The 15,825-nt window shown below is 67.6% G+C and carries 12 protein-coding genes; 5 read left to right on the top strand and 7 right to left on the bottom strand.

Going from position 1 to position 15,825, the window contains the following annotated elements:
• Positions 1-49: 49 nt before the first annotated feature.
• Together AC5P60_RS13495 and recJ are read right to left on the bottom strand one after the other, a co-directional pair.
• A complete protein-coding gene (locus AC5P60_RS13495) occupies positions 50-2,962 on the bottom strand; it encodes a DUF2135 domain-containing protein (protein WP_483692733.1) in 2,913 nt (970 codons plus the stop codon).
• Positions 2,963-3,107: 145 nt separating this feature from the next.
• Positions 3,108-4,865, bottom strand: a complete 1,758-nt coding sequence (recJ, locus tag AC5P60_RS13490; RefSeq protein ID WP_049402830.1) for a single-stranded-DNA-specific exonuclease RecJ — start codon at positions 4,863-4,865, stop codon at positions 3,108-3,110.
• A 256-nt stretch (positions 4,866-5,121) separates the two neighbouring features.
• Between recJ and AC5P60_RS13485 the strand changes: the two genes are divergently transcribed.
• A complete protein-coding gene (locus AC5P60_RS13485; RefSeq protein WP_483693033.1) occupies positions 5,122-6,051 on the top strand; it encodes a DUF1176 domain-containing protein in 930 nt (309 codons plus the stop codon).
• A 310-nt stretch (positions 6,052-6,361) separates the two neighbouring features.
• On the opposite strand, the gene AC5P60_RS13480 is transcribed toward AC5P60_RS13485, so the two are convergent.
• From AC5P60_RS13480 to dapB, 5 genes are all read right to left on the bottom strand, one after another.
• The gene (locus tag AC5P60_RS13480) at positions 6,362-7,279 is read right to left on the bottom strand and encodes a phosphoglycerate mutase (protein ID WP_033833450.1); all 918 of its coding nucleotides are present in this window, start codon (positions 7,277-7,279) and stop codon (positions 6,362-6,364) included.
• Positions 7,280-7,283: 4 nt separating this feature from the next.
• Positions 7,284-7,748, bottom strand: a complete 465-nt coding sequence (gene greA, locus AC5P60_RS13475; protein ID WP_181453298.1) for a transcription elongation factor GreA — start codon at positions 7,746-7,748, stop codon at positions 7,284-7,286.
• Positions 7,749-7,756: 8 nt separating this feature from the next.
• Positions 7,757-10,999 carry a carbamoyl-phosphate synthase large subunit gene (carB, locus tag AC5P60_RS13470; protein WP_495201757.1) on the bottom strand — a complete coding sequence of 1,081 codons (3,243 nt, stop codon included), beginning with the start codon at positions 10,997-10,999 and terminating at the stop codon, positions 7,757-7,759.
• 148 nt (positions 11,000-11,147) lie between these two features.
• On the bottom strand, positions 11,148-12,275 hold the full coding sequence (carA, locus tag AC5P60_RS13465) for a glutamine-hydrolyzing carbamoyl-phosphate synthase small subunit (RefSeq protein WP_005413213.1): 1,128 nt from the start codon (positions 12,273-12,275) through the stop codon (positions 11,148-11,150).
• 311 nt (positions 12,276-12,586) lie between these two features.
• Positions 12,587-13,315: a 4-hydroxy-tetrahydrodipicolinate reductase gene (dapB, locus tag AC5P60_RS13460; protein ID WP_483692735.1), complete on the bottom strand. Its 729-nt coding sequence runs from the start codon at positions 13,313-13,315 to the stop codon at positions 12,587-12,589.
• A gap of 90 nt (positions 13,316-13,405) precedes the next feature.
• Between dapB and AC5P60_RS13455 the strand changes: the two genes are divergently transcribed.
• The 4 genes from AC5P60_RS13455 to AC5P60_RS13440 all read left to right on the top strand — a co-directional run bounded on the left by AC5P60_RS13455 (position 13,406) and on the right by AC5P60_RS13440 (position 15,812).
• Positions 13,406-14,167 carry a 3-oxoacyl-ACP reductase gene (locus AC5P60_RS13455; RefSeq protein ID WP_427916209.1) on the top strand — a complete coding sequence of 254 codons (762 nt, stop codon included), beginning with the start codon at positions 13,406-13,408 and terminating at the stop codon, positions 14,165-14,167.
• Between the two features lie 4 nt (positions 14,168-14,171).
• A complete protein-coding gene (locus AC5P60_RS13450) occupies positions 14,172-14,567 on the top strand; it encodes a MerR family transcriptional regulator (protein ID WP_242899239.1) in 396 nt (131 codons plus the stop codon).
• Positions 14,568-14,622: 55 nt separating this feature from the next.
• Positions 14,623-15,204, top strand: a complete 582-nt coding sequence (locus AC5P60_RS13445) for an NAD(P)H-dependent oxidoreductase (RefSeq protein WP_483692736.1) — start codon at positions 14,623-14,625, stop codon at positions 15,202-15,204.
• 146 nt (positions 15,205-15,350) lie between these two features.
• Positions 15,351-15,812, top strand: coding sequence for a DUF4304 domain-containing protein (locus AC5P60_RS13440; RefSeq protein ID WP_049431942.1), 462 nt, complete (start codon positions 15,351-15,353; stop codon positions 15,810-15,812).
• The last annotated feature ends 13 nt before the right edge of the window (positions 15,813-15,825 follow it).

Below are 15,825 nucleotides of genomic sequence, written 5' to 3'. Positions count from 1 at the left end.
TACAGCAAAGCAGTCGAGCAAGCTCGACGCTACGCGGACGTCCGAGCGATCAACGCACCTCGAACTCGCCCACCAGCACGGTCTCGGCACGGTCCTTCAGGCGCATCGTCACCATCTGGTCCTTCTGCTTGGCCGTGCCCCAGTGGGTGGTCAGGCGCAGCATCAGGGTCGTCGCGCCGGTCACCAGCTGCTGCCGGCTTCCGAAGTAGTTCGCTTCCACCTTGTACTTGCCTGGCTTGGCGTTGCGCAGAGAGAACTGCTCGGGGCCATAGCCACCAGTGAAGTCCTCCGACATCTGCCCACCCTGGTAGGTCAGGCGGTTGCCGTAGTAGGCGCGCTCGCCGTTCGGGTCGGTCACCCACAGGTCCATGTCGCTGTTGTCGGCGTCCCACGACAGCACCACGCGCAGGTCCAGTGGCATTGCCTGCAGCAGGCGCGGGTCGATGCTGGTGGTATCCAGCCGGGGCGTGCTGCGGGCCACCAGGTTGGTCAGTTCATCCAATGCGATCAGGGCGATGCCATCGAAGCGGCTGTCCCACGGCCGCACCACCACCTGGTACAGCGGCGCCAGCGCCTGCTGCGGCTTGCCGGCCGCGGCCAGTGCCAGGCCCAGGTCGCGGAAGCTCTGCGGTTCTTCCTGGCCCATCGCCAGGACCTGCTCGAACACCGGCACCGCCAGTGCGGGGGCATCAGCCTGCATCAGCCGGTAACCGAGCACGCGCAGCAGGTGGCGGTTGTCCAGATCCATCTCGGCCAGGTTCGACAGCACACGCAGTGCCAGGTCGCGCTGACCCTGCTCCAGCAGCAGGTCGGCTACGTCGAGGAAGAACGCGCTGCTGTCGGCATGCGCATCGCGCTCGGCCAGGTAGCGGTCATACACTTGCGACGCCGGGCCCTGACGCAGGCGCCGGGCGATGGCCGAATCCGACTGCCAGGCCGCCAGCTGGATGCCGAGCTCGCCCTCGTTGGCGGCAGCGGGCGCAGCGACACGACCACCAGTGACCGTTATTGAATCCAGGGCCTTGTTCGACGCAGGCGCAGAGCGACGCGCACGCGCGCGGCTGGCTTCCATGCGCTGCTCGGCGGCGGCGGCCATCGGTGCCGGGGCGGGCGGTGCCGCAGGGGCCGGCGCGGCGAGCATTGCCACCGGCGCCGATTCCATCGCGTAGTCCGCCGAGGCCACTTCCAGCGCCCCGCCCTTCGCCTGCGGCGGCCCGCCCTTCGGCCAGCTGCGGCTCCACCACTGCTGGCGCTCCTTCCAGCGTGCCGCCACTTCATCCAGGCGCTGGCGATCAGCAGCGGCGCGATCTCTTACCTGCACTGCAAACCTGGCGTCGTACCCGGCGCGCAGCGTGCCCGAAGGGCGGATCGCATAGCGCAGGTAGTCCTCCAGCGTCTCCAGCACGATCAGCGAGGTGTCCGGGCCGACCAGGCCAAACTGCTGCGACAGCCGCTGCATCGACTCGCGGTTGCCACGGCGGTCGGCGGCCAGCTGCTGCAGGCGCGCCTGCGCCCACAAGCCCGCCAGCAGTTCTCCGTCGTTGCTCTTCTGCGTGGCGGGCAGCGCCTGCCATTCGCCGCCACCCACGCGCACCCGCATCGGCACTCCGTCGGCCGCCAGTCGTGCGTGCAGCCACAGCCAGCCCTGGGCTTCACTGCGACGATCGATAACCACGTCCTGCACGCCGCGCCCCGCATCGACCTGCACATCCAGCGGCGACGACAGCAGCTCGCGCGCCGCCGAATCGACATCCTCGCCCAGCGCAACGAAGCGGCCGCCACGCGCTTCGCTCCAACCACGCAGTCGCACGGCATCGGTGCGCGCACCGGCGCTGCTGACCGCAAACAAGCGTTGATCCGGCGCCATCGCCGGCAGCTGTTCCGGCCCGTAGGTCAACAGTCCATCGCTGACCAGCAGGTATTCCTTCACGCCCGGCTGCGGCTGCCACTGCGCCAGCGCGCTGGCACCGTCAGGGCGCACCGCCTGCAACGCTGCGCGCAGCTCGTTCCAGTTGCCGGCGCGGATACGGAATCGACGCACCGGCTCGGCGCGATCGCGCAGGACGGTCAAGGCCACGGTGCCGTCACCCAGCGCGGCGAAATAGCGATCCAGCAGGGCGAACTCACGTGTGCGATCGCGCTGCCCCGCCGAACCGGAGCCGTCCCACAGCAGGCCGATCTCGCTCGGCAACGTGCGGGGTGTACTGCTGGCCGCCACCGGCAGCTGTGCCAACAGGTAGTGCCCATCCTGCCAGGGCGCCACCTGCACCTGTGCGTGGCGGGCTGCCGGCAGGTTCCACTGCAGTTGCTTCGGCAGCTGCGCACCCTTGCCCTGCCACTGCAGCTGGCCCGCGCTGATGCGGAATGGCGCAGTACCTGCGGTGGCCGCGTCGGGAGCATGCACCTTCAGTTCAACCGAGGCTGCACCGGCGGCGAACTGTAGCGGCAACGTCCACTGCCAGCTTTGCCCGGCGAAGGCCAGCGGTTCGCGGATCACCAGCTGCACACGCCGACTGCCACCGGCCGGCAGCGGGTAGACGCGCAGGCGGAACTGGTTGCCGGCGGTCTGTTCCAGCAGGCCCGGATCGACACCACGGCGGGCGATCTCCTCGAACACCTGGCGGCCGCGGTCCTTGGCCACCAGCACCGCGTCACGCATCTCGCCGTTGATATCCAGCGCGAAGCCGGTGATCTGCTGGCCGTCAGCCAGCGGGAACTGCAGCTCACCCTCCAGCACACGACGGTTCGGGTTGTGGAATTCCAAGGTGATCCGGGTCTGGGCAATGCCGGCCTGGACTTCGCCTTCGATGCGGGCGTGTCGCAGTTGGACCGCCTGCTCGGCAGCCGGGGCAATCAACAACGGCGTGCTGGCTTGCGGCCGGGAGATCGGCGGCGACTGTGCGCCAGCGGGCCAGGCCGCAAGGGCCAGCAACAACACAGTGCAGCAACGGGCGAAGACCATGACCGGACTCCAGTGGGATCGTGGATCGTTGAACGCACCAGCAACCGTAACGGGGTTGGCGGGGCCCCAAAAAGGGGACGGAGGGAATTAAGTCGCTTATGCCCTGTTTGCCAGTTGCGACTTAATCCCCTCCGTCCCCTTTTTCTCAGGCGGGCAGGCAGTGCTCCACGATCAGCTGGATGGCGCTGCCGCCGCGATAGTCGTCGCAGGCCAGCCGGTAGGCCAGATGCACGTGGCGGCCAGGGGCATTGCCGTGCCAGCCGCCGAAGTGGATCGCGTTGATCGTGCCAGGCACGCCCGGGAGGCGCAGTTCCAGCTTCAGGTGGCGCTCCTTCAGCACGCGCCAGTTGGCCACTTCGAAGTGGCCGTCGAACAGGGGTTCGGGGAAGCCCTGGCCCCATGGGCCGGCCAACCGCAGCGCATCGGCGTGGCGATGATCGAGCTCGTCCGCGGCCAGTTCGCCGTCGCTGAGCACCTGCTGCTGCAGTGCCGCCGGGTCGAGCATTTCCAGCACCACCGCGACGAAGGCGGCCTTGAAGGAATCGACGTGGTCACGCCGCAGGCTGAGGCCGGCCGCCATGGCATGCCCACCGAAGCGCTCGATCAGGCCCGGATGGCGTGCATCGACCAACGCCAGCGCGTCACGGATGTGCAGGCCGGGAATCGAGCGCGCCGAGCCTCGCAGGGTGTCGGCGCCGGGTTCGGCCGGCGCGAAGGCGATCACCGGGCGATGCAGGCGATCCTTCATCTTCGACGCGACCAGGCCGACCACACCCGGATGCCAGTCGGCATCGAACAGGCAGGCGGCCACCGGGCGCTGCCCGGCCATGTCCAGCACCACGCGGGTCAACGCCTGCTCGGCGTCATCGGTCATCGCCTGCTGCACCGCGCGGCGTTCTGAGTTGATCTGCTCCAGCGTCTGCGCGATCTCCCGCGCCTGGCGCGGGTCTTCGGTCAGCAACAGCGCGATGCCCAGCGCCATGTCTTCCAGCCGGCCCGCGGCATTCAGGCGCGGGCCGAGCGCGAAGCCGATGTCGGTGGCGGTCAGCCGCGCCGCATCACGGCCGCTGGCTTCGATCAGCGCTCGCAGGCCGACGCAGCCCTGCCCCGCGCGCAGACGGCGCAGGCCCGCGCTGACCAGTGCCCGGTTGTTCGGATCCAGCGCCACAAGGTCGGCAACGGTGCCGACCGCCACCAGGTCCAGCAGCGTGGTCAGGTCCGGCCCCTTGCCATCGGCGAAGACGCCGGCCTCGCGCATGTGACGGCGCAGCGCCATCAGCACGTAGAAGATCACACCGACGCCGGCCAGCGACTTGCTGGGGAACGCATCGCCGTCCAGATTGGGATCGACGATGACATCGGCCGGCGGCAGCTGCGGACCGGGAAGATGATGGTCGGTGACCAGTACCTGCCAGCCACGTGCCTTGGCCGCGATCACGCCCGCATGGCAGGCGATGCCGTGGTCGACCGTGACCAGCAGGTCCGGCTGCAGCTCGGCCAGCTCCTCCACCAGAGAAGGTGACAGGCCGTAGCCGTGCACCATGCGGTTCGGCACCGCGTGGAAGACGTGTTGCGCGCCGAGCATGCGCAGGCCCCGCACGCCGACCGCACAGGCGGTGGCGCCATCGCAATCGAAATCGCCGACCACCAGGATGCGCTTGTCGTTGGCGATGGCCTCGATCAGCAGACCCACCGCATCATCGATGCCGGTCAGCAGCTCCGGCGCGTGGAGGCTGCCCAGCTTCGGCAGTGCCAGCTCTGGCGTACCGGCGCCGCGGCTGGCATAGAGTCGCGCCAGCAGTGGCAGCGTGCCGTCTGGCCAGCTGCCGGGCACGACCGCATCGCGGCGGCGGATCATCGGCGTATCAGAGGACGGCTGCGCAGCATCGGCGGCAAGGGACATCGGCATCGCCGGGTTGCGGAAGACATGCCCATGATAGCGCGGGGTCGGATCTCTCTGCCCGCAGGAGGCTCCACCCCGATCGCTGGCATTTGGAGTTTGCCAGCCCATCTTCCATGCTTGTCGGCCCGGAAATGGACTTCAACGCATGCATCGCACGCTCCTTCCCGCGCTGCTGGGCCTCGCCCTGGCCCCGGCCACCCACGCCGCCACGCCCGAACCGAAGGCCGGCGTGCAGTTCCAGCACAACGACTGATCGCTGGCCTGTGACAACACCCGCACCTGCCGCGCCGCCGGCTACAGTCCGGAACAACCCGGCAATCTGCTCAGCCTGATGCTGGAACGCGCGGGCGGCCCGGGTACGAAGGTGCTCGCGCGGCTGCGCAATGGCGAGGATGGCGAAAGCGCGACGCCGACCGGGGCGCTGCGCCTGCGCCTGAACGGCAAGGACCTGGGCCCGGTGCGCGACACCGGCGAAGGAGATCAAGTACTGCTGCAGCAGGGACAGACCGATGCGCTGGTCGCCGCGCTGCCGCGCCACGCACGCATCGGCATCATCGACGGCAAGGGCAAGGCGTGGCCGATCTCCGACAGTGGTGCAGCGGCCGTACTGCTGAAGATGGACGAGGCCCAAGGCCGGCTGGGCACGCCCGGTGCGCTGGTGCGGCGTGGCGACAAGGCTGAAGCGAGCGTGCCTGCGGCGTTGCCGGTGCCAGTGATCATGCGCGGCACGCTGATGGCACCGCGCGCCTCGGACGCGGCACTGGCGAACGCACCGGGCCTGCGCAAGGCACTGATCGCCAGCCTGCCGAAGCCGGATGAGTGCGGCCGCCTGAGCGAGGGTGGGACAGACGAGATCGAGACCCAGCGACTGGACGCCCAGCATGTACTGGCAAGCACCAGCTGCTTCATGGGTGCCTACAACTTCAGCAGCGGCTACTGGGTAGTGCAGGACAAGGCGCCGTACCAGGCGAAGTTCGTGACCTCCAACGCGGAGGACTTTGATCGCGATGACGCGACGCTGCGTGGGCGCTTCCGTGGACGCGGCATCGGTGACTGCTTCTCCGGCCACGACTGGGCCTGGGATGGCGCGCGATTCGTGAAGAGCGGCGAGTTCACCACCGGGCAGTGCCGCGGCGTGGCGGGAGGGCATTGGCAGCTGCCGACCGTGGTCAGCACGGTGAGGTGATTGTTTGCAGGGCTGCGCCCTGCACCTGCCGAAGCAACATCCGAAGCAACAGCAACAGCGGGGAGTCCGTGGGTTGGCGGGGCGGTGTCGGATTGCGGGGACGCCGCAAGTACGTCCCTGTAGGCTTGGCAGCCGCATCCATGCGGCTGACACCCCGCAATCCGACACCGCCCCACCTTCGACAGGTTCACGCCGCTGCTGGTAGGTGTCGACCTTGGTCGACACATCTTTCAGATATCGATAGACAAAATGGGGTCAGAGCCGTTTTCCCTAGGAGAACGGACCCGACCCCGCTCGGCGGAGGCCCCGATCAGTCGTGAAGCTGGCGCGGCTTCTTCCAGAACTGCCAGTGCTGTCCGCGATCCAGCTGGAACTGCAGGCCGTCCTCGAAATCCAGCACCAGCCGCTGCAGCTCGCCGCGCTTGAGCGCGGCCAGCAGCGGACGGATCGCATCGTTGCCGAGCTGCTGCAGCGAGCGCAGCTGGCGCAGATCAACCAGTGCATCCACCGCCTGCTCGCCATCCACGGCTACGCCAGCCGCAAGAGCCAGGCCTTGCAGCAGCGCATCGCGGCTGCGCACCTGTGCGTGCGGCGTGCTGACCGACACCGGCATCACGCCACCACCCCAGAACCACAGCGAATTGATTGGCTGTTGTCCCTGCGCGGCGCGCTGCTGGTTCCAGGAATGGTTATGCAGCAGTACCTGCGCTTCGGTCATCAGCGCCCGCCAACGGCGGCCGCCCTCGCCTTCCGGCAGGTGCGAGAACAGGTCATCGCCCAGCACCTCGTCCGGACTGTCGAAGTCCGGCAGGGCCAGGTCGATCGGCAGGCGCAGGTACCAGCGCGAAGGGTCCGGTGCGTCGAGCACGAATCCGGCATCGGCGAACAAGGGCTGCAGCACCGGCAGCAGGGCCAGGCAGTCGGCCAGGGTCGGTCGCAGCGTTTCGCCGTAGGCCATCATCCGCGCGCCATGCATGTCCGGCACCATGCAGGCCGGATCGGCACGCAGCCAGCTGGCGCCAGCGGCATCGCCGACGTCGCGCTGGCGGGTCAACGCGGCCACCGGCCACTGCGGCGCGGCGACCGTGAAATGGCGCGTCAGCTGCGCGCGTTCACCCGGTGCGACCTGCACCGTCGTGGCGCGGCCAAGCGCGCGCGCCACATCGTCCGGCAACGCAGCCGCGGCAAAGCGGCTGCGTGCCGGCAACAGCAGGGTCGCCGTTGCCACCGGGTCAGTCCACGTAGCTGACGCTGACGATCTCGTACTCGCGTTGGCCGGCCGGGGCGTCGATCACGATCGAATCACCTTCCAGCTTGCCGATCATCGCGCGCGCCACCGGCGAGGAAATCGCGATCAGGCCCTGCTTGATGTCCGCCTCCAGGTCACCGACGATCTGGTACTTCTTCTCTTCGTCGGTTTCCACGTCGGCCAGCGTCACGCTGGCGCCGAACACCACCTTGGAGCCTGCATTGAGCTTGCTCACGTCGATGATCTCGGCGTGCGACAGCTCGCCTTCGAGCTGCTTGATGCGGCCTTCGATGAAGCCCTGTTCCTCGCGCGCGGCGTGGTACTCGGCGTTCTCCTTCAGGTCGCCATGCTCACGTGCTTCGGCGATGGCGGCGATCACCTTGGGGCGCTTGACCGACTTCAGGTGATCCAGTTCGTCGCGCAGCTTCTGCGCGCCCTTCATCGTGATGGGGGCTCTCATGCATTCAACTCCTTGTGCAGCTCCTGCAGCGACCAGACGGGGCCGGTGCCGCGGAATTCCAGTGAATCCACCAGCGCCTTGGCGCCGGCAATGGTGGTCGAGTAGGTAACGCGATGCTGCAGCGCCTCGCGACGGATCGAGAACGAGTCGTTGATCGCCGAACGACCTTCGGTCGTGTTGACGATGTAGACGATCTCGCCGTTCTTGATCGAGTCGACGATGTGCGGACGGCCTTCGACCACCTTGTTGATGATCTCGCAGTCCATGCCGTGCTGCTGCAGCCACGCGGCGGTGCCACGGGTCGCGACCAGACTGTAGCCACGCGCCAGCAGCGCCTTGGCCACTGGCAGCACGCGCTTCTTGTCCGGATCGCGGACCGAAACGAAGGCCTTGCCGACCGGCGGCGCCTTGATGCCACCGGCTTCCTGCGCACGCGCGAAGGCGGCGTTGAAGCTGCGGCCCACGCCCATCACCTCACCGGTGGAGCGCATCTCCGGCCCGAGGATCGGGTCGACGCCCTGGAACTTGGCGAACGGGAAGATCGCTTCCTTCACCGAGTAATAGTCCGGCACGATTTCCTTGGTCGCGCCCTGCTCGGCCAGGCTCTTGCCGGCCATGCAGCGCGCGGCGATCTTGGCCAGCGGCATGCCGGTGGCCTTGGACACGAACGGCACGGTGCGCGAGGCACGCGGGTTCACTTCCAGCAGGTAGATGGTGTCGGCACCTTCGTCGCTGGTCTGGATCGCGAACTGGGTGTTCATCAGGCCGACCACGTTCAGGGCCTTGGCCAGCTCCACCACCTGGCGGCGCAGCTCGGCCTGGGTTTCAGCCGACAGCGAGTACGGCGGCAGCGAGCAGGAGGAATCGCCCGAGTGCACGCCGGCTTCTTCGATGTGCTCCATCACGCCACCGATCAGGACGTTGCCCTCCTTGTCGGCGATGATGTCGACGTCGCACTCCACGGCGTTGTCGAGGAAGCGGTCCAGCAGCACCGGCGAATCATTGGACACCTTCACCGCGTCGCGCACGTAGCGGGCCAGGTCGGCTTCGCCGTAGACGATTTCCATCGCACGGCCGCCCAGCACGTAGCTCGGGCGCACCACCAGCGGGTAACCGATCTCGCGGGCCAGCAGCAGCGCTTCCTGGTCGTTGCGGGCGATGCGGTTCGGCGGCTGCTTCAGGCCCAGCTTGTCGACCAGCTGCTGGAAGCGCTCGCGGTCCTCGGCCAGGTCGATCGAATCCGGGCTGGTGCCGATCACCGGCACGCCGTTGGCTTCCAGCGCGCGCGCCAGCTTCAGCGGGGTCTGGCCGCCGTACTGCACGATCACGCCCTTCGGCTGTTCCAGTTCGACGATTTCCAGCACGTCTTCCAGGGTCAGCGGTTCGAAGTACAGGCGGTCGGAGGTGTCGTAGTCGGTCGACACGGTTTCCGGGTTGCAGTTGACCATGATGGTTTCATAGCCATCCTCGCGCAGCGCCAGTGCCGCGTGCACGCAGCAGTAGTCGAACTCGATGCCCTGGCCGATGCGGTTCGGGCCACCGCCCAGGATCATGATCTTGTCGCGGTTGCTCGGCGCGGCCTCGCACTCGTCCTCGTAGGTCGAGTACAGGTAGGCGGTACCGGTGGAGAATTCACCGGCACAGGAGTCCACGCGCTTGTAGACCGGGCGCACCTTGTGCGCACGACGCAGCGCGCGGATGGCGGCTTCGTTGGTGCCGGTCAGCTGCGCCAGGCGCGCGTCGGAGAAACCGGCGCGCTTCAGCTTGCGCAGGCGCGCAGCGTCCAGTGCGTCGATGCCACCGGCGGCGACTTCGCCTTCGGCCGCGATGATTTCCTCGATCTGGTCCAGGAACCAGTGGTCGATGAAGGACAGCGCGTAGATCTCGTCCACGCTCATGCCGGCACGGAAGGCGTCGGCGACGAAGAACAGGCGCTCCGGACCCGGCGCCTTCAGTTCGCGGCGCAGGGTCTGCAGGTCGTCTTCGTTGCCCAGGTCCAGGCCGGTCGGGTCAAAGCCGACCTTGCCGGTTTCCAGGCCACGCAGGGCCTTCTGCACCGACTCCTGGAAGGTGCGGCCCATCGCCATCACTTCACCCACCGACTTCATCTGGGTGGTCAGGCGGGCGTCGGCGGCCGGGAACTTCTCGAAGGCGAAGCGCGGGATCTTGGTGACGACGTAATCGATGGACGGCTCGAACGAGGCCGGGGTCAGGCCACCGGTGATCTCGTTCTTCAGTTCGTCCAGGGTGTAGCCCACGGCGAGCTTGGCGGCAACCTTGGCGATCGGGAAGCCGGTGGCCTTGGAAGCCAGCGCCGAGGAACGCGACACGCGCGGGTTCATCTCGATGACGACCACGCGGCCGGTCTTCGGGTTGATGCCGAACTGCACGTTCGAGCCACCGGTATCGACGCCGATCTTGCGCAGCACGGCGATGGAGGCATCGCGCAGGCGCTGGTATTCCTTGTCGGTCAGGGTCTGTGCCGGCGCCACGGTGATCGAGTCACCGGTGTGCACGCCCATCGGGTCGAGGTTTTCGATCGAGCAGACGATGATGCAGTTGTCCGCGGTATCGCGGACCACTTCCATCTCGAACTCCTTCCAGCCCAGCACCGACTCTTCCACCAGCACTTCGGTGGTCGGCGACAGTTCCAGGCCACGGCTGACGATCTCGACCAGCTCTTCGCGGTTGTAGGCGATGCCGCCACCGCTGCCGCCCAGGGTGAAGCTGGGGCGGATGATGGTCGGGTAGCCAACGCGGGTCTGGATTTCCAGCGCTTCGTCCAGGGTGTGGGCGACGGCGGCGGTCGGGCACTCCAGGCCGATCTCACCCATGGCCACGCGGAACAGCTCGCGGTCTTCGGCCATGCGGATCGCTTCGCGCTTGGCGCCGATCAGTTCGACGTTGTACTTCTCCAGCACGCCGTTGTCGGCCAGGTCCAGCGCGCAGTTCAGCGCGGTCTGGCCACCCATGGTCGGCAGCAGTGCATCGGGCTTTTCCTTGGCGATGATCTTCTCGACCGTCTGCCAGTTGATCGGCTCGATGTAGACGGCGTCGGCCATCTCCGGGTCGGTCATGATCGTGGCCGGGTTGCTGTTGACCAGCACCACGCGGTAACCCTCGTCACGCAGGGCCTTGCAGGCCTGGGCGCCGGAGTAGTCGAACTCGCAGGCCTGGCCGATGACGATCGGGCCAGCACCGATGATGAGGATGGTCTTGAGGTCAGTGCGCTTGGGCATTTTCTTCTCTAAGTCAGTACAGCGTGACAAGGGGGAGTGATCGCACGCTGTCGATCAGGAATCTTGATCCGCAGCGCCGCGCCAGGGGCAGCAGCGATGCGGGGTTTACGGTCCATCGCGACGCCACCGGGGGCCGGCGGCGTACTGATCACGCCTTGGCCTGCTCCATCAGCACCACGAAGCGGTCGAACAGCGGGCCGACATCGGTCGGGCCCGGCGACGCTTCCGGATGGCCCTGGAACGAGAACGCCGGCACGTCGGTGCGGGCCACGCCCTGGTTGGTGCCATCGAACAGCGAGCGGTGGGTCACGCGCAGGGTCGGCGGCAGGGTCGCTTCATCGATCGCGAAGCCGTGGTTCTGCGAGGTGATCATCACCCGGCCGCTGTCCAGGTCCTGCACCGGGTGGTTGGCACCGTGGTGGCCGTGGCCCATCTTCATGGTCTGCGCGCCCGAGGCCAGGCCCAGCAGCTGGTGGCCCAGGCAGATGCCGAAGGTCGGGATCTTCACGTCGATGAAGGTCTTGATCGCTTCGATGGCGTAGTCGCACGGTTCCGGGTCACCCGGGCCGTTGGACAGGAACACGCCATCCGGCTTCAGCGCCAGCACTTCGGCGGCCGGGGTCTGCGCCGGCACCACGGTCACTTCGCAGCCGCGCTCGGCCAGCATGCGCAGGATGTTGGTCTTCACGCCGAAGTCGTAGGCCACGACCTTGTACTTGGCCGGCACGCTGACGAAAGCGTTGGCATCCAGGTCCAGCTGGCCCTCGGTCCAGGTGTAGGTCTTCTCGGTAGTGACGACCTTGGCCAGATCCATGCCCTTCAGCCCCGGGAACTTGCGGGCGGCTTCCAGTGCCTTTTCCACGTCGATGTCGCCGGCCATCAGCGCACCGTTCTGCGCGCCCTTCTCGCGCAGGATGCGGGTCAGCTTGCGGGTGTCGATGCCGGCGATGGCAACCACGCCACGCTGGATCAGCCAGTCCTGCAGCGACACCTGGCTGCGCCAGTTGCTGGGGCGACGCGGAACATCGCGCACGATCAGGCCGGCCGACCACACCTTGGACGCTTCATTGTCCTGGTCGGTCATGCCGGTGTTGCCGATATGCGGATAGGTCAGCGTGACCATCTGCCGGGCGTAGGACGGGTCGGTCAGCACTTCCTGGTAGCCGGTCATGGCGGTGTTGAACACCACCTCACCGACGGACAGGCCGGGCGCGCCTACGGATTCGCCCTCGAATACGGTGCCGTCTTCGAGGACGAGGATTGCGGCTTGGGTCACGGGAATCTCACTTTGGCTACCGAGGGGGCTGCCGAAGTCACGCCTGCGCTTCACGGAAATCCGGTTGCAAAAAAGCGCGGACGTACGGTCTGGGACCGGTCCGGCTTTCGTGATTCGGCGAGTGCGAATTGTAGCGCTGCCGGGGCGCTCGCGCCAGCGGTTATCACGCTTCATGAACGGGCGATTGCGCATTCATTTCAATCCGGCGGCGTATGCGGGGTCCGCCGCGCCCCTGGTAGATGCCAACCTTGGTTGGCGCTTCCCGGAAAGCCTGCCAACCAAGGTTGGCATCTACCATCGACCCGGGCCCGTTACCTGGGCCCGTCCAGCAGGTCCCGTACCCGGTAGCTGCCCGGGGCCCGGCCATGCAGCTGACGTGCGGCGAACAGGGCGCCGCGGGCGAAGATGTCGCGGTTGGTGGCCCGGTGCACCAGCTCGATACGCTCGCCCAGCCCGGCGAACTGCACCAGATGCTCGCCGACGATGTCACCAGCGCGCAGGCTGGCATAGTGCGGCTCCGCCCCGCCCCGCTGCGCGGCCGCGCCCAGGGTCAGTGCAGTGCCCGACGGTGCGTCCTTCTTCTGGGTGTGGTGAGACTCGACGATGTCGCAGTCCCAGCCGGCCAGCGCCTGCGCCGCGCGCTCGACCAGTTCGTCCAGTACCGCCACGCCCAGGCTGAAATTCGAGGCCCAGACCAGCGCGATCTTCGCCGCGGCGGCCTCCAGCGCCTGGCGCTGCGTGCTGGAGATGCCGGTAGTGCCCGAGACCAGCCCCGCACCACGTTCCACGCACAGTGCCAGCATCGGGTCGAAACCCTCCGGCAGGCTGAAGTCGATCGCCACGTCGAATGCCGGCGCACCGGGCAGCTCGCTGGCCGCGAAGAACGGTACGCCATCGACCACGCGCTGGGCTGGCGCACGACCCGTCACCGCAGCGGCGATCTGCAGGGTTTCGGGATGTTCGGCGGCCAGCCGCAGCAGGGCCTGGCCCATGCGCCCGGAGGCACCGTGGATGAGCAATCGCAGGGGAGTCTGGTTCATGCCTGCAGGCTAGCGGCAGCACGCCCGCTCCGGCAAGCGTCATCGCTGCTACGCTGCATGCCCTTTCATGCAATGGATGGCAGTTCCCTCATGCAGATCAGCGAACAGCTGGTGCTGGTCACCGGTGCCGGCCGCGGCCTTGGCCAGCACATCGCCCGCGCCTTCGCCGCCCAGGGCGCGCGCGTCATCATCAACTACCACCGAAGCGAAGGCGCCGCACGTGCTCTGGCTGCCGAGCTGGGCGGACAGGCGATCGCGCTGCCGGCCGATGTCACTGAGCGCGCCGAGATCGATGCAATGCTGCAGCACGCCCTGGCCCACTTCGGCCAGGGCGTCACCACCGTAGTCAACAACGCACTGGCAGCGTTCTCGTTCAATGGTGATGCCCGCGACGGCGCTGCCGACATCGGCTGGCCGGCGTTCCAGGCGCAGTTCGAGGGCAGCGTGCGCGGCGCGCTGAACACCGTGCAGGCCGCCCTGCCCGGCATGCAGGCCCATCGCTTCGGTCGGGTGATCAACATCGGCACCAACCTGTTCCAGAATCCGGTGGTGCCCTATCACGACTACACCGCCGCCAAGGCCGCACTGCTGTCGCTGACCCGCACCCTGGCCGGCGACCTCGGCCCGCATGGCATCACCGTGAACATGTTGTCCGGCGGCCTGCTGCGCACCACCGATGCCAGCGCCGCCACGCCGGAAGCAGTGTTCGACTACATCGCCGCCAACACGCCACTGCGCAGCGTCACCACGCCGGCCGAGTTCGCCGATGCCGCGCTGTTCTTCGCCAGCCCCTGGTCGCGCGCGGTGACCGGTCAGAACCTGGTGGTCGATGGCGGGCTGGTGCGGGACTGAGTCGATGCGCATCTCCGAAGTCAGCCGCCTGACCGGCGCCAGTGCCAAGGCCATCCGCCTGTACGAGGCGCGCGGACTGCTGCCGCCGGTGCCACGCCTGAACCGCTATCGCGACTACTGCGAACAGGACGTGGCCTGGGTGCAGCTGATCCGCCAGGCACTGGGGCTGGGCATCACCCTGGCCGCGATCTTGCGCCTGCAGGGCCGCGATGGACGGCTCGACTGGCCAGCGGTACTGGCCTTGCTGGAGCAGCAGCGCGGCCGCATTGCCGACGAGCGGATGCGGCTGGCACAGGTCGAGCGCGACCTGCAGCTGGTCAGCGACGAACTGCAGCAGTGGCTGCACTCCGGCAGCGGCGACTGCATCCTGCAACCCAGCGGCTGCACCACCCCGGTTTGACTCTGCCCCTGGGGCAGACCCCAACCTCGCGCACTTTCCATTGCGCGAGGTTGCCGTGTCCCGTTCCATCCTGATCCTGCTGGGCCATCCTGACCGTGACAGCCTGTGCGGCGCCCTCGCCCAGCGCTATGCCACCGCCGCCGAGAATGCTGGCCACCGGGTGCGCCTGATCGCACTGGGTGACCTCCAGTTCGACCCGGTACTGCGCCACGGCTACCGTCAGATCCAGCCGCTGGAAGCCGACCTGCAGGACGCCGCGGAAGCGATCGAGGCCTGCGATCACCTGGTGCTGGTCTACCCCACCTGGTGGGGCGCGATGCCAGCACTGCTGAAGGGCTTCTTCGATCGCGTGCTGCTGCCGGGGTACGCCTTCCGCTACCGGCGCGATTCGGTGTGGTGGGACCGGCTGCTGGCCGGGCGCAGCGCGCGGGTGATCACCACGCTGGATACGCCGCCCTGGTACTACCGCTGGGTCTACCGCGACCCGGGCATCGCCCAGATCCGCGCCACCACCCTGCAGTTCTGCGGCATCCGCCCGGTGCGTGTCAGCCGCCTTGGCGCTGTACGCAGCAGTACAGCGGCACAACGCAGCAAGTGGCTGGCGCTGGCGGCGGAGCTGGGCTCACGCGCCAACTAGCCAGAAGAGCGTGCGAACCAAGGTTCGCACCCACCCGGGGCGTTCGCACGCACCTGGGGCGCTCGTTGCGGGTGTCGCGTTTGCCAATTGACCGCCAGGCACCGCGCCTCAAGGCTGTGCCCCCCTGTTCCGGCCGGGCAAAGCCCATGAAATCCTCGACTGTCTTCAGCAAGTGCGCCAGGAAGACCGGCTTTGCCGGGACCACGACTACCCGCTACCGCTTGCTGGATGATGCCCTGCTTGTCGTGAATCACCAGCGTGCCAGCGAAAGCCGGGGTTTCTATGTGAATGCTGGACTCTACTTTCCAGAGCTGCTCAAGCATCCCCTCGCACCTGACGATCTTGAAACGGCTTTCAGGTACCGCTCCAGCATTCCCACGCCCCACGTCGACTGGCGGATCGAAGAGACACCAGGCCTGCGCCGGGCCTTCATCCAGCAGGATCTTGAAGACCTGCTGCAGGCTGGAAACCGCGACGGACTGAAAGCCCTGCTGCTCGATGCCCTTGCCGACGTGGCCGGCTTCGCGGCAACCCATGGGAACCGGGAATCGGTGCGGCGATTGAATCGGGATGGACGCTTCCGGGCGATCATCCGCAGGGAGGTCTGAACCCCGGAAAGCG

It is taken from the genome of Stenotrophomonas sp. YJH_SMC_120 (assembly GCF_059368675.1).
The sequence above is the reverse complement of the archived record's forward strand: the minus strand, read 5'-3'. Positions and strand labels throughout refer to the sequence as shown.